Origin of the sequence: Streptomyces sp. NBC_01788 (assembly GCF_035917575.1) — a bacterium.
Lineage (GTDB): Bacteria > Actinomycetota > Actinomycetes > Streptomycetales > Streptomycetaceae > Streptomyces.
On sequence record NZ_CP109090.1, the window covers coordinates 7,193,901 to 7,218,244 of the forward strand.

Genomic DNA, 24,344 nt, shown 5'->3' on the forward strand with positions numbered 1-24,344 from the left:
GGGGCGCCCACGGACGGGCGCCCGGTGACCTCGGCTGATCGGCGGGAGTGTTATGCGACCTTCTCGCCGGCCTGAAGGTTCCACAGGGAGGCGTAGAGCCCGTCACACGCGAGCAGGTCGTCGTGGGTGCCCTGCTCCGCGATGACTCCGCCCTTGTCCATGACATAGATCCGGTCGGCGTGCCGGATGGTGGAGAGGCGGTGCGCGATGATCACCAGGGTCCGGTCCTTCGCGAAACCCCGCAGGGTTCGCTGGATGGCCGCTTCGGTCTCGTTGTCGACGGCCGAGGTGGCCTCGTCGAGGATGACGACGGGTGCGTCCTTCAGCATCACCCGTGCCAGTGCGATGCGCTGTTTCTGGCCGCCGGAGAGGGCGGCGCCGCGTTCTCCGATCAGCGTGTCGTATCCGTCCGGCAGTGCCTCGATGAAACCGTGCGCTTCCGCCATGCGGGCCGCGCGCACCACGCCGGCGTCGTCGGCCTCGAAGCTGCCGTACCGGATGTTCTCGGCGATGGTTCCGTCGAACAGGAAGGGGTCCTGCGCCACGAACCCGACCTGCTTGCGCAGGTCGTGCCGTGGCAGCCGGCGGATGTCCTGCCCGTCGAGCAGGACGTGGCCGAACTCCGCGTCCTGGAAACGCATGAGCAGCTTGGCGATCGTCGTCTTCCCCGCGCCGGTGGCCCCCACGATGCCGGTGACCCGGCCGGGGGCGATGGACAGGGACAGGTTGTCCAGGGCCGGTGGCCGGCCGGGATAGGAGAAGCTGACGTTCTCCAGGGCGATCGCGCCCTTGACGTTCCGGTCGTCGAGCGTCAGGTCGTGGCCATCGGGTTCGACGGGGAGGCTCCGCAGGCGCTGGACCCGGTCGTGGGCCGCCAGGGTGCGCTGGTACTGGTCGACGATGCCACTGAGCCTGGTCAGGCGCAGCAGAACCTGCTGGGGCAGGCCGATGAGCGGGCTGAACACCTCGAAGGGGAGGGAGCCGTTGAGCACCGAGCGGCCGCCGAGCAGCATCGTGCCCGCCATGGAGGCGGTGGTGCAGACGCGGATGGTCTCGGAGTGCCGGGCCGTGCTCCGGTCGGTGCGGTGGTCGCTCTCCCGGCACCGGTCGCCGAGCCGGTCGATGCGCTCGGCCTCGTACTCCTCGGCGCAGAAGCTCTTGACGGTGGCGCCGGCCTCCAGGGTGTTGACCAACTGGCTGTGCAGCCGGGCCTTGTCCTCGCTGGAGGCGGCGTAGTCGGCGGCGACCCGGTCCTGGTAGTGGAACGACAGCCAGGCCACCAACGGCATCGGCAGGAACGCGACCCAGGCGATCTGCGGCGCCAGGAGAAGGAAGGCGGGCACCAGGACGAGGAAGCTGGTGGCGAGCTGCACCACGTCGTTGGCCGAGGTGGCGAAGAAGTTGCCCATCTGGCTGATGTCCTCGGTGAGCACCCCGGCGATCCGGCTGGTCCGCTCGCCTTCCAGATGCCGCAGTTCCAGCTTCTGCACATGTGCGTACGTCTCGTTGCGCCAGTCGTGCTGAACGGCCTGACCGAGCTTGCGCCACTCCAGGGTGGCGGCGTACGACAGGCCCGCCGCGGCCGCGCAGGCCACGGCGGCCCCGCAGGCCAGGAACCACAACTGTGCGGAAGCGCCGGTCACTCCGAGACTGACGAGCGGGGCGCACTCTCCCTTGATGAGCACCAGGGCGATCCAGCCCAGGAAGGCGCCGAGCGCCATCTCGGTGCCCTGGCAGAGCGCGGACAGGGACGAGGCCACGCACAGCTTCCCTTTGTGCGGCCCGACGATGCGCAGCACGGTGTGCTCCGACGGCTCGTCCGGCGGGGACTCACCCTGGTCGGCCAGACCCTTCTGCCAGGCGCGCCGTACGACGACCGCCGTGGCCGCCGTCACGGCGCCGAGCGCCAGTACGGCCTTGCGCAGCCTCCCGCGGCCGAGCGTGAGGACGCCGGCGGCACCGCCGGCGACGATGAGGGCGGGACGCAGCACACCGGCCCGGCCTCCCGTCGCCGAGGGCGCCTCGCCGGGCGCTGCCACGTCCGAGGAGCGCGGGACGGCACCGGCGACGCCTTTCGACAAGGCATCGACGGCTTTTCTCAGCAGGCCTCCGATATCCGTGACGGTGAGGGTGGAGTCATGAAGAACGAGCACCCCGCCGGTCACAGGATTGGCGCGCGCCTCCCTGACTCCCGGCGTACGCCGGAGCACGCCCTCCAGAATTTCCGCGACCTTGGGCCGCCTGAGCACCGCAGGGACATCCCAACGCTGCCGACCCGGAACGACAGACCTTGCGTGTACGTTCGAGAAGTTGGGCCGACGTGCGGCTGCTGCGCCCACCAAAGATGTCATGTAGAACGATCACCTGTTCTCGGAGGGCGCGTCCCGGAACGGGCGGGCGTAGCCCTTACGGGGAAATTGGACGACTCGACGACTCGACGACCGCGATGTGCGGTCTCAGTTCACCTTGGCGGCGGCCGGGCCGTTGCCGCGGGATTTGCCGCCGGCCTTGCTTTCCGCGCTGCCGGACTCTGCTGCCGGCGCGATGGCCGGCCCGGGCCGGCTCACGGTGTCGCCCTGCGGGGCGCTGGTGTGCGTGTTGTGCTCGGTTCCGTGCGCCATCTGGGCGGCGAGCATTTCGGCGGTCGCCTCGGCCGCGAGATCCTGGATTCCCTCGCTGGCTTCATGGACGGCCCTCTTGACCTCCACGCCCAGTCCCACCGAGGTTTTGACGACCCCTCGCATGAGTGGCTTGCCCAGCCTTTTGACGAGGGCGGCGGTGATCAGGCCGATAAGGAAAGGAGGCACTACAGGCGGCATGGGAAGACGTCCTTCTCTTCTGCTGGGAGAACGAAGATTGAGGAAGCGGCGGGAGGTGAACAGGAAATGTGATGAAACCACCATCCGACCCTGTGGGATCTTCGGTACCTGTGCCGTACCCGGAATCCATACACCTTGCGTATGTGTTCCATATCGCGGAACCGACATCCCATCACGCAGAGCGTATCCGAGGCCGAGCGGGTAGATCCAAATTCCACTGGCGCTCTTCACCCAATCGAGCGGAACCCCTTTTCAGAACGGCCTGTTCAAGCCATGCGGCGGCCGGAATGAACCGGACGTCAGCCCAGTTCTCGCACCACCCGCCGGCGCAGGACGGGAAACGGCAGCGCACCGCCGCCCAGCACGGCCTCGTGGAAGGCGCGCACGTCGAACTCCGCGCCCGCGCGGCGCTCACACGCCGTCCGCAGATCCCTGAACTCCGCGTAGCCCGCCCGGTACGACAGTGCCTGTCCCGGGAGGTCGGTCGCGTAGCGCAGCAACTCCGTCGCGATCTGCCCGTCGGACTCGGCGGCCGCGTGGGCACGCATGAAGGTGCGCGCCTGCTCCATCGTCATCGTTCCGAGGTTGAGCCCGGTGTCGACGACGAGGCGCTGCGCGGTGAACCGTTCATGAGCCAGGCGCCCGTACGCGTCCCACGGGTCGTCGTACAGGCCCATCTCCCAGCCGAGCCCTGCCGCGTACTCCGCCCAGCCCTCCTCGAACCCGTTGAAGGCGTCCAGTTCGCGTCGCAGGTCGGGCAGGGCGGCGTTCTCGGACTGGCGGGCGAGGTGGAAGTGGTGACCCGGCGCCAGCTCGTGGTAGATCAGCGCGGCCGCGCCGAGCAGCGACCGGTGCGCCAGGTCCGAGGCGTTGTAGCGGTAGCACCCCACCGGTCGCGCGGCGGTGGGCGGGTCGTAGTAGCCGAAGGTCATGGACGCCTCCAGCGCCGGGTCGAGGCGTGCCACGCCGTAGGGGGCGCGCGGCAGGGTCGCGAACCAGCGCGGCAGCAACGGTGTGAGGCGGTCGAGGTGTCCGCGGTAGCGGGCCTCGACCTCCTTCGGGGTCGCCGCGTACAGGCGGGGCTCGGTCGCGAGCCGCTCGTTGAATTCCGCCTCCGTTCCCGTGAAGCCGAGTGCGCTTCGCGCGTCCCGCATCCGTTCCGTGAGTTCGTGGCAGTGCTCCCGGCCGAGTTCATGGAGGCGTTCGGGTGGTGTCCCGCCGGATGTGTACGTGCCGACGAAGGCGCGGTACGCCTCTTCGCCGCCCGTGTACTGGGCCCACCCGACGGACTGCGGCGCGCGCCGCAGATAGTCCGGATCGCTCATGACGGCGAGGAGGCGGTCGAACGCCGGTTGGAGCTCGTTGGCCACGACCCGTTCCACCCCGTCGCGCAGACGGCCCCGGCTCACCGCGTCGAGCCGGGTGAGCCGCTCGGCGTCCGCCTCGGCATACCGTGCAGCCGATGCCCGCAGACGGGTGACGGTCGTGCGGACCCCGGGCAGGGCCGGGGCCGGGACGAAGAAGCCGCGTGCCGCTTGCCCGGCGGCCTTGTCGCCGACCGTCGAGACATGGCGGGCGAGGTCCCGTACGAGGGACACATAGCGGTCCGCGTCGGCCCGGGACTCGAAGAGGAACGGGCGGAAGACCGTGTCACCGTACTGCTGCAGGCGGAAGAGCTGGTACGGCGTCGCCGTGGGGGTGAGCCAGTGGAACCGCCCTGCCCGCGCTTCCTGTTCGGCCAGGGCCTCCAGGAAGCCCGCGCTGTCGGCGGCGGGGCCGGCCGACTCCGTGTGCTTCGACGTGCGCAGCCGGTCCAGCACCCCTGCCGCGAATGCGGCGCGCTCATCGGCCTCCGCTGCCGACACCCCCGGCAGCGACTCGACGGGCAGCCCGCGTCGCGTCCGCAGCGACGGCTCGCGTGAGAGCAGGAAGTCCCAGTAGGAGGCCGCGAGACGGTCGACCTCCTTGGCCGTCGAGCCGTCCGCGGAGTCCGGAATGTGAGTCGTCATGGCGCCAGTGTGCGCCGAGCTGACGCTCCGTCACTGGCATCGGTGGGCGCGCCGCGTGGCGGGCAGCCTCACTCGGACGGGGGAAATGGTCCCCCGTATGTGCAGGCAGCCCGGGAACGCCGGTCCGGGGCCGTCGATCGCGATGGCACGATGAACACCATGCACCGCCGAACCGTCTCGTATCCCGGGGCCCGGTCGGCAGTGGCGTCGGCTGCCGTCGCGTCAGCCGTGCTGGCGGGTTGCGTCGGCAACGGCGACATGTCATCGACGCGCACTCCTGTCGTTGAACGAGGCACGGTGACGATCGCCACCGCCTCCGAGACCCCGAGCTTCGACCCGTACTCGCAGTTCGGTACCGCCCTGGCTCCGTATGCCTACGACTCACTGGTCAACGTGGCACCGGACGGCCGGGTGGTGTCCGGTCTGGCCGAGAAGTGGCAGGCCGGTGCCACCTCGGCGAGCTTCGTCCTGCGCAAGGGCGTGACCTGCTCCGACGGCACGGCCCTCACGGCTTCCGGTGTGGCGCGCTCGCTGAGATATGCGAGCGATCCACAGAACCGGCTGATCGGCGCCCGGGCAGCGCTGCCCGGTGTGCCCTTCACCGTGTCGGCGGACGACGCCGCCGGGAGCGTGTCGGTGCGGATGACGTCGCCGTACAGCTTCATCGTGCGGACGATCGGCCTGCTGCCCGTCGTCTGCCCCGCCGGGCTGGCGGGTCCCGGCGTACTCGACAGGAGGACGGAGGGCACCGGGCCGTACGTGTTGAGCGGGTACACCTCGGGCGGCCCGTACGTCTTCACGCTGCGCAAGGGGTACGCATGGGGGCCGGGCGGTACGGCCAACGCGACTCCCGGCCAGCCCGCGAGGATCGTGGTGACGGTGGTTCCCCAGGAGTCCACCGCGGCCAACCTGCTGCTCACGGGCGGCGTGAACATCGCCACGGTGACCGGACCGGACCGCGCGCGGCTGGCCGGTCACGGCCTGGCCACCGCCGAGGTGCCGACCGTGGTGGGACTGAGCTTCTTCAACGAACGCTCCGGCCGCCCCTTGAGCGATCCGGTGCTGCGCCGGGCGCTTGTCGGCGCCCTGGACCGCAAGGGCCTCGCCAACGTGGCGATCGGCGGCGACGGAAAGCCCGCGAGCCACCTGACCGCCGCGGACTCCGTCTGCCACGCCGACGTGGCCGCCACGAACCTGCCCTCGGGCAGCGCCGTAGGCGCCCTACGGGCCGCGGGCTGGACGAAGGGGGCACGGGGCGGGCTGGTCAAGCACGGCAGGCCGCTGCGTCTGCGAGTGCTCAGCAGTGGTGACTTCGGTTCCACACTTCCGTCGGTCGCGGAACTGATGGCCGTGACCTGGCGGGAGTTCGGCGCGGATGTCGAGCTCGTCACCGAGAGCCGCAACGCGGTGGTGCAGGCCATGTACCAGAACGGAGACTTCGACGTCGTGGTCGGCAGCTCGCCGGGGCCGCAGCTGCCCGTGCAGCTCGTCCCGTACTTCTCCGGCCCGCCGCCGTCGCGAGGGCTGAATTTCGCGCACGTCGCCAACCCGGAGTACGACGACTTCGCCGCCCGCGCGATGCGCGCGCCGGGCGCGGCCAGTTGCGCGGACTGGAACCGGGCCGCCGCGGCACTGTTCCGCTCGGCCGACGCGCTGCCCGTCGCGGACGGCACGAGCACGGTCTACGGACACCGGACGACGTTCGCCGTCGCTCCCGGCGGCCGGATCGTCCCGACCAGCATCCGCCTGCACACATAGCCGCGGCGAACGCCCGGCGTGGCCGCACCGCCACCGAGTCGAGGAGGTTCCCCCATGGTGACCAAGTCCGTACGGCTCGGTGCCCTGGCCCGGCACCACCCGTGGGTGGTGTTCTGCTGCCGACGTTCGGCCCGGCTGATCGTCTCCCTCTTCCTGGTCGTCACCGGTTCCTTCGCGATGATCCGGCTGATCCCGGGAGACCCCGTCCGGGCCGCACTGGGTGTGGACGCCGCACCGGACCTCGTGGCGGCGAAGAGGCACGAACTCGGCCTGGACCATGACGTGTTGACGCAGTACCGGCAATACCTGCGCCACCTGGTGCACGGGGACCTCGGGGTGTCGCTGGTGACCGGCGAGCCGGTGGCCGACCTGGTCGGGGCCCGTCTTCCCGCGACGCTGCTGCTCGCCGTCCTGGCGTTCGCCTGCGTACTCGTCGTCGCTCTCCCCGGCGGTCTGATCGCCGCCGTGTTGACCCGCGGCGGGCGGCGGCCCCGGACGGAACTGACGTTCACCACCGCTACATCCATTGCGGCCGGCATGCCGGACTTCGTCCTCGCGGCGGGCCTGACCGCGGGGCTGGCAGTCGCCCTGCGGCTCTTTCCGGTCGCCGGCGACCTCGGCCCCCAGTCCTATGTGCTGCCCGTGCTCGCGCTGGCGCTCGCTCCGAACGCGGTCCTCCTGCGGATCGTGCGCGTGGAGACGCTCAAGGTCCTCGACGAGGACTATCTGCGCGCCGCCCGCGCGAAGCGGCTGCCCGCCGTCGCGCTCCATCTGCGCCACGTGGCGCCGAACACGCTGACCGCCTCGCTGACGGTCGCCGGGAACCTGCTGCCCGCCCTGATCGCCGGTACCGTGCTGGTCGAGAAGGTCTTCGCCTGGCCGGGCATCGGGTCGGCGATGGCGCAGTCCGTGGCCGCGCAGGACTACGCGGTCGTGGAGGCGACGGTTCTCGTGCTGGGCGCGGCCGTGCTCGCGGTGAACTTCCTGGTCGATCTGGCCCTCGCGCTGCTCGACCCCCGATCGGTCATCCGGAAGACGTGATCCCATGGTGTCCTCACCTTCCCTGCCCGCGCCGCGCGCCACCGCGGGGCGCCGGTCCCGTCCGGCCCGGTCGGGCTGGGCTTCACCCATGGGCGTGATCACCCTGGCGATGCTCGGATCGCTTGCCGTTCTGGCCCTGGTGGGACCCGCGCTCTGGGGGCAGGCGGCCGACCGCCCCAACCCGTCGGCGGTACTTCAGGGGCCCACCGCGGACCACCTTCTCGGCACGGACCATCTCGGACGTGACCTGCTCGCCCGGCTGCTCGTGGCGACGGGGCTCTCCCTGCTGCTCGCACTCGCGTCGACGCTGCTCGGGGCGACGGCCGGGATCACACTCGGCGCGCTCACCGCCGTCGTGGGTGCGCGCGCCCGCCGGATGCTGGGAGCCCTGATCAACCTCCTGCTGGCCTTCCCCGGACTCCTCGTCGCGATGTTCTTCGCGGTCCTCTTCGGCGCGGGTGCGGGCGGTGCGGTGTTCGCACTCGCGGTCGCCTACGCGCCGGGCTTCGCCCGGATCGCCCAGACCCTCGCCGCCAAAGTCGCCGACACCGACTTCATGGCGGCGGCGCGCGTGCTGGGACTGCGCCGCCACCGGCTCCTCCTGCGCCACGTCCTGCCCCACATCGCTGAGCCGCTGATGCTCAACACCACAGTCGCGGCGGGCTCGACACTCGTGGCCCTGTCGGGCCTGAGCTTCCTCGGACTGGGCGTCCAACCGCCCTCCTACGACTGGGGGCTCCTGCTCAGCCAGGGGCTGGACCGCATCTACTCCGAACCCCTGCCCGCCGTGGCACCCGGCATCGCCATCGTCTACGCCGGTGTCGCCTTCCAACTGCTCGGCGAGATGCTGGCCAAAGCCGCCGCACGACGCACAGGCCCACGGCGGACAGCGGAGCCCGCGGCGCGCCCGGCCCCCGTCGACCGCCCGGCATCCGTCGACCATGTGCTGGAGGTGGAGGACCTGCGAGTCGCCATTCCCACCGCGGCCGGGGTGGTCCGGCCCGTCCGCGGTGTCACCCTCGACCTGCGGCGCGGCGAGATCGTCGGGCTGGTCGGCGAGTCCGGCTCCGGCAAGTCGCTCACGGCGCTCGCCGTCGCCGACCTGTTGCCGGACGACGCCGAGTCCACCTGGCGGACCCACCGCTTCCTCGGCGCGGACGTCACGTCGCTGACGCGCAAGGAGCGGCGCGGACAGCTCGCGACGGGAATGGCGGTGATCTTCCAGAACCCGGCGTCGGCCTTCAACCCGTCGCTCCGCATCGGAACGCAGATGACGGAGGCCGTGCGCGCACACCGCGACACGCCTCGCGACCAGGCCGTCGAGCAGGCCCTGACCCAGCTTCAGCGGGTCGCACTCCCTGCCGGGCGCCGCTTGCTGCGGTCTCGGCCCTTCCAGCTCTCCGGCGGCCAGCGCCAGCGGGTGGCGATCGCGACCGCTTCGATGATGCGGCCCGACCTCATCATCGCGGATGAGCCGACAACAGCCCTCGACGTCACCGTGCAGCGGCAGATCGTGGACCTGCTCCGCCGTGTCCGGCACGACAACGGCACCACGATCCTCTTCATCAGCCACGACATCGCCCTGGTGGCCCACACCTGCGACCGGGTCCTGGTCATGTACGCGGGAACCATCGTCGAGAGCCTCCCGGCCCACGCACTGGCGACCGGAACACGGCACCCCTACACGCGGGCGCTCGTCGAATCCGTCCCGGACATGACCACGGACCGTGGCCGCCCCCTGCGCACGATCGAGGGAAGCCCACCCGATCCGTACGGCGACACCCCGGGTTGCCCGTTCTACGATCGCTGCGCACACCGGCAGGACCGGTGCGCCGAGGAGAGTCCCGTGCTGTCCCCTCTCGGCCCCGGCCACGAGGTCGCCTGCTGGCACCCGCTGCCCCGGCCACTGTCCTGCGGGCAGCGGGAGACCGAGGAGGCGGAGAAGTGAGTGCGGGACTGGCGTTGCACGACGTCACCGTTCGTCACCAAGGGACTCTCGGTGCCGTCACCGCGGTGGACGGCGTGTCACTGGAGGTTCCCGATGGCACGACAGTCGGTCTGGTCGGCGAGTCCGGCTCGGGGAAATCGAGTCTGGCCCGTGCCGTAGTCGGGCTGGCCGACTCCTTCTCCGGGCAGATCACCGTCGGCGGGAGGCAGTTCGGCGGGCGCGGCGCAGCCGCTCGGCGCCGGCTGGGGCAACGGGTGCAACTGGTGTTCCAGGACCCGGACACCGCACTCGATCCACGCATGACGGTCCGCCAGACGCTGTCCGAAGCGACCGGTGCCTTCGTCCGTCTCGGCCGCCGCGATCGCGAACAGCGCATCGGAGCACTGCTCGAACTGGTCGGTCTCGACGCCCCGTGCGCCGACCGTCTGCCGGCGCAGCTCTCAGGCGGGCAGCGCCAACGCGTGGCCGTCGCTCGCGCGCTCGCCGTCGATCCGGCCGTCCTGATCGCCGACGAGGTCACCTCCGCCCTCGACGTGTCCGTCCGCGCGGCGATCCTCACCATGCTCCGCGATCTGCAGCGGCGCATGGGCTTCGCGATGCTGTTCATCAGCCATGACCTCGCCGCTGTCCGCTCCGTGTCGGACGTCATCGCGGTGATGTACCTCGGCCGAGTCGTCGAGGTCGCCCCGACCGAGGACCTGCTGCGCGGCCCCCGGCACCCCTACACCCGGACGTTGCTGGCCTCCGTGCCGGACCTGCGGGCCGTGGGCCGGCCGGCCGAGGAACCGCTCCTCGCCGGCGAGGTACCCGACCCCGCGGCGCCGCCTTCCGGGTGCCGCTTCCATCCGCGCTGTCCCGTCGGGCCGAACCGGCGTCCCGAACGCGGCATCTGCGTGACGCTGGATCCCCAGCCGGATGCGGCCGGCCGACCCCACCGCGCGGCGTGCCACTTCCCGCCGACCGCCGAGGACCGCCCGCCGCCCGCCAGGAACGCGCACCCCGACGGGAGCGGTGACCGGGCACCCTGGACCGCCGGGGAGCTGCCGTCATGACGATCAGGGAGCCGGACAGGGTTCCGTCCGGCGCGGACGCGATCGTCGTCGGGGCCGGCGTGATCGGTGCCGCGGTGGCTCTGGAACTGGCGCGCGCCGACCGACGGGTCGTGGTCGTCGACAAGTCCGGCGGCGCCGGCCACGGATCCACCAGCGCCTCGAGCGCGATCATCCGTTTCAACTTCTCGACCTGGGAGGGCGTCGCCGTCGCATGGGAGGCGCACTACTGCTGGGCACGGTGGGCGGACCACCTCGGCACCTCCCGCAGCGCCGCCCTGGCGGGCTTCCGGCGGACCGGCGCGATCCTGCTCGACGCGCCGGACTCCGGAACGTCCGAGGCCGTCGCGTTGTTCGATCGCGTCGGCGTGCCCTACGAACGCTGGGATGCCGCCACGTTGCGCAGCCGGATCCCCGGCATCGACACGGGACGCCACTGGCCCCCCAAGCCCGTCCACGACGACGCCTTCTTCTCCGGGCCCAAGGGAGAGCTCGGCGCGCTGTTCACACCCGACGCGGGCTTCGTCGACGATCCGCGGCTCGCGGCGCAGAACCTCGCGGACGCGGCGATCGGCAGGGGAGCGCGCTTCCTCTACCGCCGTACGGTCACCGGTGTCCTGCGCGGCGCGGACCGGGTGAGGGGCATTCGGCTCTCCGACGGCACCGCGATCACGGCACCGGTCGTGGTCAACGCCGCCGGCCCCTGGTCGGGTGCGTTGAACCGGCTGGCCGGGGTCGGGGCCGAGTTCACCGTCGGGGTCCGCCCGCTGCGCCAGGAGGTCCACCAGGTGGCCGCACCGGTGGGCCGGGGCGATGTGATCGCGTCGGGCCGGGGCGGCGCCGAGGACGTGCCCGGACCGGTCGTGGCCGACACCGACCTCGGGACGTACGTCCGTCCCGCGCCCGGCGGACACCTGCTGATCGGCAGCACCGTGCCCGCCTGCGACCCCATGGAGTGGCTCGACGATCCCGACACGTGCGACCCCCGTCCGACTCCCTCGCGGTTCGAGACCCAGGTGACGCGGGTGGCACGACGGTTTCCGCTCCTCGGCGTCCCGAACCGGCCGACCGGAATCGCCGGCGTCTACGACGTGACGGACGACTGGTCCCCGATCTACGACCGCACCGACCTGAACGGTTTCTATGTCGCCATCGGCACGAGCGGCAACCAGTTCAAGAACGCCCCCCTGGTTGGACGGTTCCTCGCCACCCTGGTGGACCGCGTCGAGGCGGGCCACGACCATGACCGCGATCCGCTGCGGTACGTAGGTGAGCACACCGGAAACGTCATCGATCTGGCAGCGTTCTCCCGTAAGCGTCATGTGGCCGAGGGTGTCGCCTCCCGAACCGTCATGGGCTGACGTTGCGCAGGCGGCCCGGCGTCAAGCATGATAGTTGAATATAAAACGATTCTTGAGGGAGGCGGTCCACGGTGAGCAACGCCGAGACGAAACCGGTGGAAATGCGGTGCGGCGGGCCGGCGGACGACGAGCCGGCGACCGAGGCGGTCCGCGTCGACGTCCTGACCTCGCGAGACGTGCCCCTGGGCGGCCCCCGGGCGATGACCGTGCGGCGGACCCTGCCGCAGCGTGCCCGGACCCTGATCGGCGCCTGGTGCTTCGCCGATCACTACGGTCCCGACGACGTCTCGGTGACCGGCGGCATGGACGTCGCCCCGCATCCGCACACCGGGCTCCAGACGGTGAGCTGGCTGTTCAGCGGGGAGATCGAGCACCGCGACAGCCTGGGCAGTCACGCCTACGTGCGGCCCGGCGAGCTGAACCTCATGACCGGCGGGTACGGCATCAGCCACTCGGAGGTCTCCACCCCGCGGACCACCGTCCTGCACGGCGTCCAGCTATGGGTGGCGCTGCCGGAGGAGCACCGCGACGCCGACCGCGACTTCCAGCACCACGCACCCGAGCCCGTGCGGACCGACGGCGCCGAGATCAGGGTCTTCCTGGGCTCCCTCGCCGGCCGCACCTCGCCGGTACGGACCTTCACGCCCCTGCTCGGTGCCGAGATCGTCCTCCAGCCGCGCGCGGTCCTCACCCTCGCCGTGGACCCCGGCTTCGAGCACGGCCTCCTGGTCGACCAGGGAGAGGTACGCCTGTCCGGCACCCTCCTGGGCCCCGCGGAGCTGGGCTACGCCCACCCGGGCACCGACGCGCTGACGCTGACGAACGAGTCCGACGACATCGCGCGGACGGTCCTGCTCGGGGGAGCCCCGTTCGAGGAGGAGATCGTCATGTGGTGGAACTTCATCGGGCGGTCAGCGGATGACATCGTACAGGCGCGCCGGGACTGGATGGAAGGCCGCCGATTCGGCGAGGTGCAGGGATACGACGGCGCTCCCTTGCCCGCTCCGGAGCTGCCGACGGTGCCGCTGAAACCCCGGGGAAAGCGGCGCTGACCTGCGAAGATGCCTGCCTGTTCGGTCGCCGGATGGGCGGGCTGCTCGTAAGGTCTTGCCCTTGTTCTGAGCGTGCTCGACAAAGCGGCGGCTGATTGGTCGGACGGGCTGACTGAGGTGACCGCCGATCCAAAGTATCGCCGTCTGTGGGTAGCTGCAGGAGTCCCTATGCTGACCCGATGCTGACTTTCCTGACGTCGAGTCAGGTTGCACCAAGGCGTGCCCTCCCCAGTTCTACCGCCCGCAGCGGGGTCTCGCTGGATCGGCGCCGACCAGACTGTTGCTGACCCTGGAGGCGGCGGGCTGCGGGACTACATGTCGAAGTGGGGCGCCTGCCTAGACGTTGTGGGGAGTCAACAAGATTCGAGTGCATCGACGCTTCTTGCTGCTGGCCGCGCCTGGCGTGGATATGGCCGGGGCGGCGCTACACGTGGGTGTTGACGTTGACAGGGATCGGCGCCCGCCCAGCAGTGATGGCGAGCGGTGAACGTGCCCCAGCTCGTCTCCGTGGTCCGCGCCGTAGCACGCTTCGAACGCGGCTACACAGAGCGGCGGGTTGACGGACCCTGGGAGGGCAGCGCGGGAGCGTTTACGGCTGCAGGCCGTCGCCTCGGCCACCGCAGCCCCGCTGACTACGAAGCCGCCCCGGCGGCCTGACCACCACACCGATGGTGTCCGTCGAAGCGGAACAAGCTCAGTACTTCCTCCAGCAGCGTGGACACCTGCCGACTGTTGAAAACAGTATCCGCGTACGGCAGCGGGTGCCCCTGCATCGGGAACGACCCCTGGTCGAGACCGGCCAAGTTCGGACCCCAAACCACACCATGTCCAGCGCGAGCCTGGATCGTGCCATCCTCACCACGGACCTGGAGATTGATCGCGGTCGGCTGAGGTACTGGGGCCGCGCCCTCGTGGCCCGGCCTCAGCAGGTCACCTCATCCCGGCACGGGGACCGGCTTCGGCGCCAGGTGCCCGGTGCGGTGCAGTTGCCCTTACACCGCCTACCGCCGACCGCTGTTCGAACTCGGCGCGCTGCTGGAGGCCAAGGCCGTGCACGGCGCCCGTAGCGCCTACCACCATCTGCTCTGCCTCGCGCTGAGCAACGGCATCGGCAGGACCCGGGTCGGGCAGGTGCTGGAGCAGGACGGCTTGAGCAGTGTCGCGGGCAAGCGGGCCGGCGGCTTCTCCCCAGGCATGAGCCAGCGCCTGGGCATTGCCGCCGCGCTGCTCGGCGACCCGCCAGTGCTCATGCTGGACGAGCCGGTCAACGGCCTCGACCCCGAAGGTGTGCTGTGGATCCGCACCCTGCTCAAGGCCCTGGCCGCCGAAGGCCGCACGGTGCTCCTCTCCAGTCACCTGATGAGCGAGATGGCGCTGACCGCCGACCGCCTGGTCATCATCGGCCGCGGCCGTCTGATCGCCCAGATGTCCGTCGAGGACTTCCTCGCCAGTGGCGACGGGCGCTTCGTCCGGGTCCGCACACCGCAGTGCGCCGCACTGGACGGGCTGGTGCGCGACCGGGGCGCGACCGTGGACGAAGCGGGCCCGGACACGCTGCGGATCACCGGGATCACCAGCGAGACCGTGGGCGAGATCGCCCGCGCCGCCGACATCGCCCTACAGGAACTCGCCGTCCAGCAGGCCTCCTTGGAGGAGCGCTACATGGAACTCACCGGCGAAGCCGTCGACTACCGCACCGCCGCGAACCCGAAGCTCGTCACCGCGGCCCCCAACGCCAGCTGAGGACGATCCCCATGACCACCCCCGCCTTCATCTCACCCCTGCCCCGCCCCGCCTCCCGGGGCGCGCTGGCGGGCTTCAACGACCAACTCCGCTCCGAGCTGTGCAAGCTCCGCTCGGTCCGCTCCACGCTGTGGACCCTGCTCGGCGCCGTCACCTCCAACGTCGCAATCGGCGCGCTGGTGAGCGTCTTCCTCGTCAGCCGCCTCAGCGCCGCGCAGCAGCAGGGTGCAGACCCGGTCCGGCTCAGCCTGATCGGCCTGCACCTGTCGCAGATCGCACTCGGCACGCTGGGCGTCCTCACCGTCACCAGCGAGTACGGCACCGGTCTGATCCGCGCCACCCTCGCCGCCACGCCCCGGCGCCGCACGGTCCTGGCCGCCAAGGCGGTCGTCCTCGCGGGCGTCGGCCTGGCCGTCGGGGTCTTGTCCTGCGTGGCCGCGTACCTGGTCTTCCACGCTGCCCTGCCTGCCGACACCAGCAGCACCCTGAGCCGGTCGCTGACCAGCCCAGGGATTCTGCGCGCCGCCGTCGGCGGCGGCGTCTACCTCACCCTCCTCGGGCTGCTCGGTCTGGGCCTGGGCGCGGCCCTGCGCTCCAGCGCCGGCGCCATCGCAACCCTGCTCGGCCTGCTGTTCGTGCCCGTCATCCTGGTGGGCACGCTGCCGGACGCCTGGCAGACCACCCTCGGCCCCTACCTGCCGATGAACGCCGCAGATGCCCTCTATCGGCTGCACCCCGAACCCCACGGCCTGAGCGCCGCGGCGGGGCTCGGCGTCTTCTCCCTTTACACCGCCCTCGCCCTCGCAGCCGGATTTACCGTGATGCACCATCGCGACTCCTGACCGACGCTGGAGGACTGGAGCAGCCATGACGTACCCACTGACCTGCAGGCACTTAGCCTCAGGGACGGGCATCAGGTGGGCCTGGCGGCGGTAGAGAGGCCGGGACCTTCGTCGGTCGAGCCGCCGGAATCCGAGAACCCCTTGGGCGTCGGCGCGTAGTGCCATGCAGGGAGCTGGTCAACGACGTACATGTGGCGGAGCCGGGGCCGGCCGTGGTGCGGCGGGCCGACCTCGAGGCCCTCGACATGCGCTGGTAGAAGAACGCCCCAGTACGGCGTGACATCCCCTAGCCGGGTATCCGCGCAACCAACCCTGCGCGCTGATGATCGGCGGGTACCGCACACGCGGTACCTTCGCGGCTCCCGCAGCGCCCGCGGTAGCCGGATGCGGCATCAGCGGCAGCGCGAATTGCCTACGCCCGCCGGACGACCAGCTGTGGGTCTGGCAGACATGATCGGACGACGTCCAGTCGTAGGAGGAGCCCCCCATGTCAGTCCGATTTGTGCTTGCTGCGCCGACGCCCGCGCATGACTCGGTCCAGTCGGCCGCCGTTTACAGCCTGACCACCGGGCGACTCGTGGGCGGCACGGCCGCACTGGTGGCGCTGGCTGGCGTGGTCATCGGGCTGGCTCTGGCCCGCTCCGCCGGTCGTATCGGCACCGGGAACAGGCGAAACAGGGCCATCGTGGCCATGGTGGCGGGGGTGTTCGGCGTGGTCGTCGGCGCGCTGAATCTGGTTGTCGCTGACGGTGGTCCTGGAACCGGCAACGGAGTCGTCGGTGGCGCCTTGGCCCTGGTGCTGGGGTTGATCGCCACGGTCCTCGCCTGGCTGGCTCTACCCCGGTCCCGCCGCACCGGTTGAACGGTGACCGGCTGACCGGCTGGCAACAGTGAATGCGAGCATCGGGTCTGGCTGTCAGGCATCGGCTACCCCGACTGCCGCCCTACTGGCGGGGCTGCGGCCGCCCGGAGAAAGCTCCTTCTGCCCCCCTCGCGCCACCCGAACGGGACCATATGGCGGCACCGAACCGGTAGGCGGTTTCCAAGAACCGGCAGCCGGCTGAATCGGGTTCGGGCCGCCCCCGGCTGCTGTACAGGCCGGCACTGAGGCGTCGGCGGGTGTCCCACTGCCGCATACGGTGCCGGTCCAGCAAGCGGTGGGTGGCCCAGGTCCCGCCCAGCGCGACCGAGGACGTAGCGACCGCGGCCGCGGTGCCCGCCCCGCCCGCATCGAGCGCCACCTGGCTCGGGGGCAGGGGATTGGACGTGGGGCGGCCGTGCGCGTCGGTCCACACCGTTGTCCGGCTGCCGGCGGCGACGCCGACGCCGACGTCGGTCTGGCTGGTATGGGGCGGGCCGTTGGTCCCCCTCCACTGCACCGTGGCCTGCATGGGAAGACGCCCGGAGGAGACGGCGGCAGGGTCCGCAGTCTCCTTTACAACGACCGCCTGCACCGGATGCTGTCCGGCCTGCTGCTCATCGAGATGGTCAGCGGTCGTGACCCCCCCGTGACCACGCCGATCAGGAGGCTGCCAGCTGTAGCGCACAGCCCTGCAGCGAGGAACAGCCATTGCTCAACGACGTCGATGCGCAGCCTGAGCGGATTGGGCTGCCACCGCCACAGCATGGTCGGGGTTGCCATCACCATCACCCCATGAGCGAGAGCCCGCTCCTTTCCCCTCTATTTCCCGTCCCCCACGCTCCACCGCAGGTTGCTCAGTGGGCCCGACGGCAACCTCGTACCCGCCCAGCCGACTGTCCTGGTGCTGTGGATCGGCACCGCCGAGCGCGTGTCGGCCATGCGCTCGACGTCCACCACACGGCTCGGGCGTGGCTCGGCGCAGCCGCGTACCTCGCTGGTTGGCTAGTAGGAAGTGAGGTCTTCGGCCGCAGAGAGGCGGACATGACTGACGTAAATGAGGTAAATCGGCGGGTCATTGCCCAGTTCCGGGCGCAGGGCGGCACTGTGGGAGGCTTCTTCGAGGGCAAGCATCTGCTGCTCCTGCATACGGTCGGCCGCCGTACCGGCCAGGAACGGGTGAACCCCCTGGTGTACGCGGCCGACGGTAACTGTTTCCTCGTCTGCGGCACCGCGCGCGGCGCGGAACAAGATCCAGCATGGGTGGGCAACGTCGCCGCCATGCCCAAGGCGACCATCGAGGTGGGGGAGCAGATCCTCAAGGCGACCCCTACCTTGGTCACGCATGCGTCGCCGGATTGGGAACGTCTCTACGGGCTCTGGTCGGCGTATTGGCCTGACAGCGCGCAGTACGAGACCAGGACATCGCGCAAGTTCCCCATCGTGAGACTGGAGCCCGACGCATGAGACGACGTCCTGCTTTGACCCTACTCCCGCGCCAAACGGCGGCTCGACGTCCACGACATCACGTACCCGGCACTGTGCGAGCCGCCCGTATCGCTGGTGGGCACGTACGGGCAAGAGGTCCGCGAGATCGTGGGGAAGGCCGTGCGCGGATGGGACGCCGGCCCCGAAGTCACCGCCTGGCTCGGCCTGGCCGCCGAACACCGCAGTCACCTCTACGAGAGTCACCACGTCCACCAGGTCACACCGCGCGTGCTCGGCCTGCTCGACCGGCTCGGTGCCACCGCGCTCGACGTGATTCTGCTTGACACCTACGCGCGATGGGCGACCCCTCGGAGGGTGGGCGAACAGTCGAGCGAACACGCCCGGCGTCGTGCCGCCGCCGACCTTGTGCTCGGCGCGTGGGCTGCCAAGCAAGGGCTGGTGCGCATGGGCGCGGGGGAGGCGCAGCAGCCCGCCAGGTCCGTCTTCGAAGGAGTGGCCCGGCAGATCCTCGGCGTGCTCAGTCTCTGTGGCGAGCACGATATCGCCCAGAGGCTGGTCGCCTCCGTGTGGCCCGACCTCGACCGGCCGTCCGCGGAGACGGGAGCCGATCCCGTCACTCTGGCGCATACGGCTTTCCACAAGGAAGGACTGACCTACGAGGCCCCGGAGTCCTAGCTCAGACACCAGCCGCAAAGTAGGTCGCGGGTAGCCGGACGAGCCCCGTTTCCCCGTCCTGTGCGTCGTCGTCGATCTGATCGAGTGATCGAGGCCAAAGGGGCGGGTGTGCGGCAAGAGTGGTCGCCAGAGGAGCTGTTGGCGAACTGGACGCTGGTAGACGGCGACTGGGACCTGGTGGCGAACAAGAGCGGGACGACCCGGCTCGGCTTCAGCCTCTTGCTGAAGTTTTTCGAGCTGGAAGGCCGGTTCCCCGATGTGCTGGAGGAGGTGCCGCCGGCCGCGGTGGAGTACGTCGCCGATCTGGTGAAGGTCCCGGCCACGGACTTCGCGAAGTACACGCTGGTTGGCCGGACTGCCGAGTACCACCGCAAGCAGATCCGGGAGGCCCTGGGGTTCCGGCCGTCGACGGTCGCGGACGAGAAGGCGCTGGCCGAGTGGCTGGCCGTGGAGGTCTGTCCGGTCGAGCTGGTGGAGGACCGGCAGCGCGAGGCCCTGCTGGTCGAGTGCCGGGCCCGGAAGATCGAGCCGCCGGGCCGGACCCGGGTCGAGAAGGTCCTTGTTGCGGCACGGGGCAAGTGGGAGAAGACGTTTTGCGCCCGCACGGTCGGCCGCCTGGGCGAGGCGGGCACGGCCCGGCTGCTGTCCTTGGTGGCCGAGGACAACGAGGCGGGTACCGCCCTGCTGGCCGCGCTCAAGCGCGACCCGGGCGCGGTCGGCCTGGACTCCCTGCTCACGGAGATCACCAAGCTCAACGACGTGCGCAAGCTCGGGCTGCCCGACGGGCTGTTCACGGACTGCTCGGAGAAGCTGGTGGCCGCCTGGCGGGCACGGGCGATCAAGATGTACCCCTCGGACTTCCGTGACACGGCGGAGGACGTACGGATCACCCTGCTCGCGGCGCTGTGCTCGTCCCGGCAGGCGGAGATCACCGACGCCCTGGTCGCCCTGCTGGTCGCCCTGGTTCACAAGATCAACGCACGCGCCGAGCGGCGGGTGGAGAAGCAGCTCACCGCCGAGTTGAAGAAGGTCCGCGGCAAGGAGGGGATCCTCTTCAAGCTGGCGACGGCCGCCGTCGACAAGCCCGACGAGGTCGTACGCCGGGCCCTGTTCCCGGTGGTCGGGGAGAAGACGCTGCGCGAGCTGGTGGCCGAGGCGAAGGCGAACGAGAAGGTCTTCAAGGCCAAGGTCCGCACCACGCTCCGGTCGTCGTACAGCTCGTACTACCGGCAGATGCTGCCGCCGCTGCTGAACACGCTGGGTTTCAGGGGCAACAACACCGCGTACCGGCCGGTGATGGACGCGATGAAGCTGCTGAAGAAATACGCCGACGTCGACGGCAAAACCCGCTTCTACGACGCCGGCGACGACGTGCCCATGGACGGCGTGGTGCGCAAGGACTGGCGCGAGGCGGTCGTCGACGACAAGGGAAAAGTCGAGCGCATCCCCTACGAGCTGTGCGTCCTGGTCGCGCTGCGGGACGCCGTACGGCGCCGCGAGATCTACGTCGAGGGCGCCGCGCGCTGGCGCAACCCGGAGGACGACCTGCCCGGCGACTTTGAGGCCACCCGCGCCGTGCACTACGCCGCGATCCGCCAGCCGCTCAATCCGAGGGCGTTCATCGCGGACCTGAAGAAACGCATGACCGCGGGTCTGGACCAGCTGTCCGGCGCGCTCGCGGACGGCAGCGCGGGCGGGGTTGAAGGTCACCACCCGCAAGGGCGAGCCGTGGATCACCGTGCCCAAGCTGGAGCCGCTGGCCGAGCCCACCGGCCTGGCGGCCCTCAAGGAGGAGGTCGCGCGCCGCTGGGGCGTCCTGGACCTCCTGGACGTGCTGAAGAACGCCGACTTCCTCACCGGTTTCACCGAGGAGTTCTCCTCGGTGGCCGCCTACGAGCGCATCGAGCGTGACGTCCTCCAGCGCCGCCTGCTGCTGGCACTCTTCGCGCTGGGCACGAACATGGGCATCCGCGCGATCGTGGCGACCGGCGAGCACGGCGAGAGTGAGGCAGCGCTGCGGCACGTGCGCCGGCACTTCATCACCGTCGACAACCTCCGGGCCGCGGTCACCAGACTGGTGAACGCCACCTTCGCCGCCCGAGACACCGCATGGTGGGGCCGCGGCACCGCGTGCGCGTCAGACTCGAAGAAGTTCGGGTCTTGGTCCTCGAACTTCATGACCGAGTACCACGCCCGTTACGGCGGCGACGGCGTGATGATCTACTGGCACGTCGAGCGGAAGAACGTCTGCATTTACTCCCAGCTCAAGAGCTGTTCGTCGTCCGAGGTCGCGGCGATGATCGAGGGCCTGCTGCGGCACTGCACGGACGCCGAGATCGAGTCGAACTACGTCGACACCCACGGCGCGAGCGTGGTCGGGTTCGCGTTCACCGAACTGCTCAACTTCCGCCTCCTGCCGCGGCTGAAGAACATCGGCAGCATCCGCCTGTACCGCCCGGACGACACCCTGCCCGGCTGGCCGACGCTCGGCGCCTCGCTGACGCGGCCGATCCGCTGGGAGCTGATCGAGCAGCAGTACGACCAGATGGTCAAGTACGCCACCGCGCTCCGGCTCGGCACCGCCGAGGCGGAGCAGGTCCTGCGGCGCTTCACTCGCGGCGGCCCCAAGCACCCCACCTACCAAGCCCTCGAGGAACTCGGCCGCGCAGTTCGTACGGTCTTCGCCTGCGACTACCTCGCAAGCCCTGGCCTGTGGCGGGAGATCCACGGCGGGCTTCAGGTCGTGGAGAACTGGAACAGCGCGAACACCGTCCTCCACTACGGTAAGGACGGCGCCCTCACCGGGCCGGACAAGGAGCACGCCGAGACGTCGATGCTCGTCCTGCACCTGCTCCAGTCCGCGCTCGTGCACGTCAATACCCTGCTGGTGCAGCAGGTCCTGGCCGAACCGGCCTGGGCGAAGAAGCTGAGCGACGAGGACCGGCGCGGCCTGACCGCGCTGTTCTGGTCCAACGTCAACCCGTACGGCACCTTCCGCCTGGACATGAACAAGCGCCTCGACCTGGGGCTGGCCGCCGCCGTGCCCGGCCCCCGCACCCCGGCGGATGCCGCCGACCGATCGAGCACGGAGACACGATGAAGGACTTCGCCGACCTCACCGCCCCCCGGATGAGCTGAGTGCCGGGCTGATTACTACGGGACGCCCCGCTGGTTCCCGGGGGGCGCCGCGCTGATCCCGGGGGCGCCCGGTGTCGTCTCAGCGTGAGGCAGAGGCGCCTGCGGTTCACGTCCGTCGGCGGGTCCGGGCCGCCACGACGACTGCCGCTCCCGTCGTCCCGGCAGCCGTCCAGAACAGCAACTGGGCGGCGGGCCCGTTGACCGACCTCAGCTCACCGTCGCTGTGGAGGCAGAACGAGTCGGGCGGGAAGTACTGCGAGACAGCCGCCCCCGTCCCGTGGCACGGTGACTCTTCAGGGAACAGAAAGGGCTGCGCACGCTGCGAAAGTATCCACCCCATGATGACGGTCAGCCAGCCGGCTGACAGGAACAGCGCACGTGTCCAGGCGGGAACGCCTGCTCGGCGCCCCAGCAGCCAGACTAGGAGCGTCGGCATGACGAAGACGACGAACGGCGCACCCAGCACGATCAGGCTCTTCATGGTGCCGGGATCTTACAGACCGGCGCCCCGCCCGACGCCGCGCGCAGATCGAGGCCTGGATCGAGCGGGCCGGTCTCAGCGTGAGGCTCGGCCAAAGTCCGCCGCGGCGCGTCCTGAAGGAGGCCGGGGCCATCGCTCTGCAGCCGCACCGCGACGCGGAGTTCGGCCGACTCGACCGCGGGCGCCAGGTGAACCGTCCTGTCCTCCTGGACGGGTGGGTGTCCCATGGCTGTGACGGTGTTCCAGCCACCGACGGGGGCGATCTTCTAGCGCCTGTCGGTGTCCGGCGCGGTGTTTGCGTAGTCGAGCGTGGCGGCCTTCACGTCCGCCTCGGCGTTCTCCTCGTGTGTCGGGACTCCGGGCAGAGCAGGCCGACCAGGATGCCCTTGTCGAACTTGGTTTTCCAGCGGGCGGCGTCATCGGCTCCCTTCCAGCAGGCGCGGGTGCAGCGGGAGCAGTGCCCCAGGGGCTGGATCTTGCTACGTGCCATGCCGACCATCCTTTCGGCCAGGTGCAGGGCCCCGGATCTCTTCCGAGGAACTGCGGGGTGTTCTTCGGGGCAGGTTGTTGACGTGCGCACCGCGCTGCCGACCGTTTCACAGGTGGTCGCTCGTGAAACACCCGGCCGCACGGTCGTCCACCTGCGGCGATCATGTTTCATGAGTTGTTGCAAATGACTGGACGTCTGAAACACCCTCATGAAACAGTCCGGGCTTGTGAGCGACGACTTCAAGCGCGTGGAATCGCACGACTGCCCGATGTCCACCTGCGCCGCCCCCGCGGGGTCCCCGTGCCGGACCGGCAAGGGCAAGGTGGCGATCCAGTACCACACCGCCCGCTTCCGCCTCTTGCCCCAACTCGCCAAGTTGTTCAGCGTGCCGACGCCCGCCGTACGCAAGCCGGGCTCGGCGTGGACCGAGCTGCCCCGGCCCGTGTGCGCCAGCGCCGAACCGGTCGGACACGTCCGCCTCGGCTACGCCCGCGCCTCGACCGCCCGGCAGTCCTTCGACGCACAACTCGACTCGCTCGGCGAGGCCGGGGTCACCCGGGTCTTCTCGGAGAAGATCTCCACCCGCGCCCGCACGCGCCCCGAGCTGGAGGCCGCCGTGAAGCTCGCCGGGGAGATCCGCTCCTCCGGCGTCGCCGTCACCCTCGTCGTGCACGAGCACAAGCGGCTCGGCCGCGGCATCGAACTCGCCATGCTCGCCGAGGAGCTGAAGGCGAGCGACGTCGGCCTGGAGTTCCTCACCGGCGAGCTGAAGGGCTCACACGACCCCTCCGGCGTCGTGTTCACCGTGCTCGCGGCCATGTCCGGTATGGAGCGCGAGTACATCCGCGACCGCACCCTCGAAGGACACGAGTCCGCCCGCAAGCGCGGTAAGACCATCGGCGGCACCGGGGTCACCGACGACGGCATGCTGTCCATGGCCCTCCACCTACGCGACCAGGAGATGAGCCTGCGCGACATCGCCAAGCGCCTCGTCATCACCACCGGCGCGAAGAGGGGCCAGCACCCCTCGCCCGCCACCGTCATGCGGATGCTGCGGGAGCACGACGAACAGGCCGCCAGGGCGGCGGACGCGTGATCATCCGGCTAGTTTGCGGCTGGTGTCTGAGCTAGGACTCTAGGGCCTACGACTACGACGAGGAGGGCCCGGACCACCGCAAGGTCTTCCGCGCCGCCGTCCGCACCGGAACGGGCCGCACGGCGGAAGGCACCGGACAGTCCAAGAAGGCGGCGCGGGCGGCTGCGGCGCGAGCGCTGCTCGACGCATACCCGAGGGTGGCTGCGGCGGCGGGCGCCGAGCGGAAGGCGACACCCGCGAACCTGCCTACCGCGTCGCCGCTGCCCTACGCGCAGCCGGGCAACCGGCAGCGGGACGCCGTGAGCGACCTGGCGGCGATGTTCGAGCTTGGGCATCGCGCGGATGGGCTCCTCGCCCAAGCCCTCACCCATGCCTCCTGGGTCCACGAGAACCAGGCGGCGGCGACCGCCGCCCGCCAGCGCGACAACCACCTCCTCGCCCACCACGGCTCGCACGTGGTGAACCACCTCGCCGCCCACGTCCGCGTCCCCGACGTCGCGAGAGTGGTTCGGTGAAACGGGGCTGAGGCCGTAC

The 24,344-nt window shown here is 70.4% G+C and carries 22 protein-coding genes and 1 pseudogene; 17 read left to right on the plus strand and 6 right to left on the minus strand.

Translation table 11 applies throughout. The features are described 5' to 3' along the window. Positions 1–50: 50 nt before the first annotated feature. The 3 genes from OIE49_RS32075 to OIE49_RS32085 all read right to left on the minus strand — a co-directional run bounded on the left by OIE49_RS32075 (position 51) and on the right by OIE49_RS32085 (position 4,828). Positions 51–2,351 carry an ATP-binding cassette domain-containing protein gene (locus OIE49_RS32075; RefSeq protein ID WP_442812326.1) on the minus strand — a complete coding sequence of 767 codons (2,301 nt, stop codon included), beginning with the start codon at positions 2,349–2,351 and terminating at the stop codon, positions 51–53. Positions 2,352–2,456: 105 nt separating this feature from the next. Beyond that, a complete protein-coding gene (locus tag OIE49_RS32080) occupies positions 2,457–2,819 on the minus strand; it encodes a DUF5132 domain-containing protein (RefSeq protein WP_100570127.1) in 363 nt (120 codons plus the stop codon). 299 nt (positions 2,820–3,118) lie between these two features. Then, entirely contained in the window at positions 3,119–4,828 is a 1,710-nt protein-coding gene (locus OIE49_RS32085; RefSeq protein ID WP_326805347.1) for a DUF885 domain-containing protein, read from the minus strand. A gap of 297 nt (positions 4,829–5,125) precedes the next feature. Here OIE49_RS32085 and OIE49_RS32090 point away from each other — a divergent pair, with 297 nt between their 5' ends. From OIE49_RS32090 to OIE49_RS32130, 9 genes are all read left to right on the plus strand, one after another. Continuing rightward, positions 5,126–6,586, plus strand: a complete 1,461-nt coding sequence (locus tag OIE49_RS32090; protein ID WP_326805348.1) for an ABC transporter substrate-binding protein — start codon at positions 5,126–5,128, stop codon at positions 6,584–6,586. Positions 6,587–6,640: 54 nt separating this feature from the next. Further along, complete coding sequence (locus OIE49_RS32095) at positions 6,641–7,627, plus strand: ABC transporter permease (RefSeq protein ID WP_326805349.1); 987 nt, start codon at positions 6,641–6,643, stop codon at positions 7,625–7,627. Positions 7,628–7,715: 88 nt separating this feature from the next. Further along, complete coding sequence (locus OIE49_RS32100) at positions 7,716–9,575, plus strand: dipeptide/oligopeptide/nickel ABC transporter permease/ATP-binding protein (protein ID WP_326805350.1); 1,860 nt, start codon at positions 7,716–7,718, stop codon at positions 9,573–9,575. Next, entirely contained in the window at positions 9,572–10,627 is a 1,056-nt protein-coding gene (locus OIE49_RS32105) for an ABC transporter ATP-binding protein (protein WP_326805351.1), read from the plus strand. Before OIE49_RS32100 ends, OIE49_RS32105 begins: the two co-directional genes overlap by 4 nt. Beyond that, positions 10,624–11,985 carry an NAD(P)/FAD-dependent oxidoreductase gene (locus OIE49_RS32110; protein WP_326805352.1) on the plus strand — a complete coding sequence of 454 codons (1,362 nt, stop codon included), beginning with the start codon at positions 10,624–10,626 and terminating at the stop codon, positions 11,983–11,985. Before OIE49_RS32105 ends, OIE49_RS32110 begins: the two co-directional genes overlap by 4 nt. Before the next feature lie 71 nt (positions 11,986–12,056). Next, complete coding sequence (locus OIE49_RS32115; protein WP_326805353.1) at positions 12,057–13,037, plus strand: pirin family protein; 981 nt, start codon at positions 12,057–12,059, stop codon at positions 13,035–13,037. 975 nt (positions 13,038–14,012) lie between these two features. Then, a complete protein-coding gene (locus OIE49_RS32120; RefSeq protein ID WP_326805354.1) occupies positions 14,013–14,780 on the plus strand; it encodes an AAA family ATPase in 768 nt (255 codons plus the stop codon). An 11-nt stretch (positions 14,781–14,791) separates the two neighbouring features. Next, positions 14,792–15,622: an ABC transporter permease gene (locus tag OIE49_RS32125; protein ID WP_326805355.1), complete on the plus strand. Its 831-nt coding sequence runs from the start codon at positions 14,792–14,794 to the stop codon at positions 15,620–15,622. A gap of 487 nt (positions 15,623–16,109) precedes the next feature. Continuing rightward, positions 16,110–16,484, plus strand: a complete 375-nt coding sequence (locus OIE49_RS32130) for a DUF6223 family protein (RefSeq protein WP_326805356.1) — start codon at positions 16,110–16,112, stop codon at positions 16,482–16,484. An 82-nt stretch (positions 16,485–16,566) separates the two neighbouring features. On the opposite strand, the gene OIE49_RS37235 is transcribed toward OIE49_RS32130, so the two are convergent. Beyond that, on the minus strand, positions 16,567–17,193 hold the full coding sequence (locus OIE49_RS37235) for an Rv1733c family protein (protein WP_442812327.1): 627 nt from the start codon (positions 17,191–17,193) through the stop codon (positions 16,567–16,569). A 141-nt stretch (positions 17,194–17,334) separates the two neighbouring features. On the opposite strand from OIE49_RS37235, the gene OIE49_RS32135 reads away from it, so the two are divergent. The 5 genes from OIE49_RS32135 to OIE49_RS32155 all read left to right on the plus strand — a co-directional run bounded on the left by OIE49_RS32135 (position 17,335) and on the right by OIE49_RS32155 (position 21,705). After that, positions 17,335–17,490, plus strand: a complete 156-nt coding sequence (locus tag OIE49_RS32135; protein WP_326805357.1) for a hypothetical protein — start codon at positions 17,335–17,337, stop codon at positions 17,488–17,490. Positions 17,491–17,525: 35 nt separating this feature from the next. After that, positions 17,526–17,948, plus strand: coding sequence for a nitroreductase/quinone reductase family protein (locus tag OIE49_RS32140; protein WP_326805358.1), 423 nt, complete (start codon positions 17,526–17,528; stop codon positions 17,946–17,948). Positions 17,949–18,044: 96 nt separating this feature from the next. Next, on the plus strand, positions 18,045–18,605 hold the full coding sequence (locus tag OIE49_RS32145; RefSeq protein ID WP_326805359.1) for a hypothetical protein: 561 nt from the start codon (positions 18,045–18,047) through the stop codon (positions 18,603–18,605). A gap of 138 nt (positions 18,606–18,743) precedes the next feature. After that, positions 18,744–20,516, plus strand: a complete 1,773-nt coding sequence (locus tag OIE49_RS32150) for a DUF4158 domain-containing protein (RefSeq protein ID WP_326805360.1) — start codon at positions 18,744–18,746, stop codon at positions 20,514–20,516. After that, the gene (locus tag OIE49_RS32155) at positions 20,488–21,705 is read left to right on the plus strand and encodes a transposase (protein ID WP_326806380.1); all 1,218 of its coding nucleotides are present in this window, start codon (positions 20,488–20,490) and stop codon (positions 21,703–21,705) included. The genes OIE49_RS32150 and OIE49_RS32155 overlap by 29 nt, the downstream gene beginning before the upstream one ends. A gap of 144 nt (positions 21,706–21,849) precedes the next feature. Here the strand turns inward: OIE49_RS32155 and OIE49_RS32160 are convergent, their stop codons facing one another. Together OIE49_RS32160 and OIE49_RS32165 are read right to left on the minus strand one after the other, a co-directional pair. Then, positions 21,850–22,224: a hypothetical protein gene (locus tag OIE49_RS32160; protein WP_326805361.1), complete on the minus strand. Its 375-nt coding sequence runs from the start codon at positions 22,222–22,224 to the stop codon at positions 21,850–21,852. A 319-nt stretch (positions 22,225–22,543) separates the two neighbouring features. Continuing rightward, positions 22,544–22,714 (minus strand): hypothetical protein, encoded by a 171-nt coding sequence (locus OIE49_RS32165; protein WP_326805362.1) that lies wholly within the window; start codon positions 22,712–22,714, stop codon positions 22,544–22,546. Positions 22,715–22,940: 226 nt separating this feature from the next. Here OIE49_RS32165 and OIE49_RS32170 point away from each other — a divergent pair, with 226 nt between their 5' ends. The 3 genes and pseudogenes from OIE49_RS32170 to OIE49_RS32180 all read left to right on the plus strand — a co-directional run bounded on the left by OIE49_RS32170 (position 22,941) and on the right by OIE49_RS32180 (position 24,325). After that, on the plus strand, positions 22,941–23,810 hold the full coding sequence (locus OIE49_RS32170; protein WP_326805363.1) for a recombinase family protein: 870 nt from the start codon (positions 22,941–22,943) through the stop codon (positions 23,808–23,810). Positions 23,811–23,875: 65 nt separating this feature from the next. Continuing rightward, positions 23,876–23,980, plus strand: a pseudogene (locus OIE49_RS32175) (putative dsRNA-binding protein); the annotation flags it as partial. Positions 23,981–24,007: 27 nt separating this feature from the next. Next, positions 24,008–24,325, plus strand: coding sequence for a hypothetical protein (locus tag OIE49_RS32180; protein WP_326805364.1), 318 nt, complete (start codon positions 24,008–24,010; stop codon positions 24,323–24,325). The last annotated feature ends 19 nt before the right edge of the window (positions 24,326–24,344 follow it).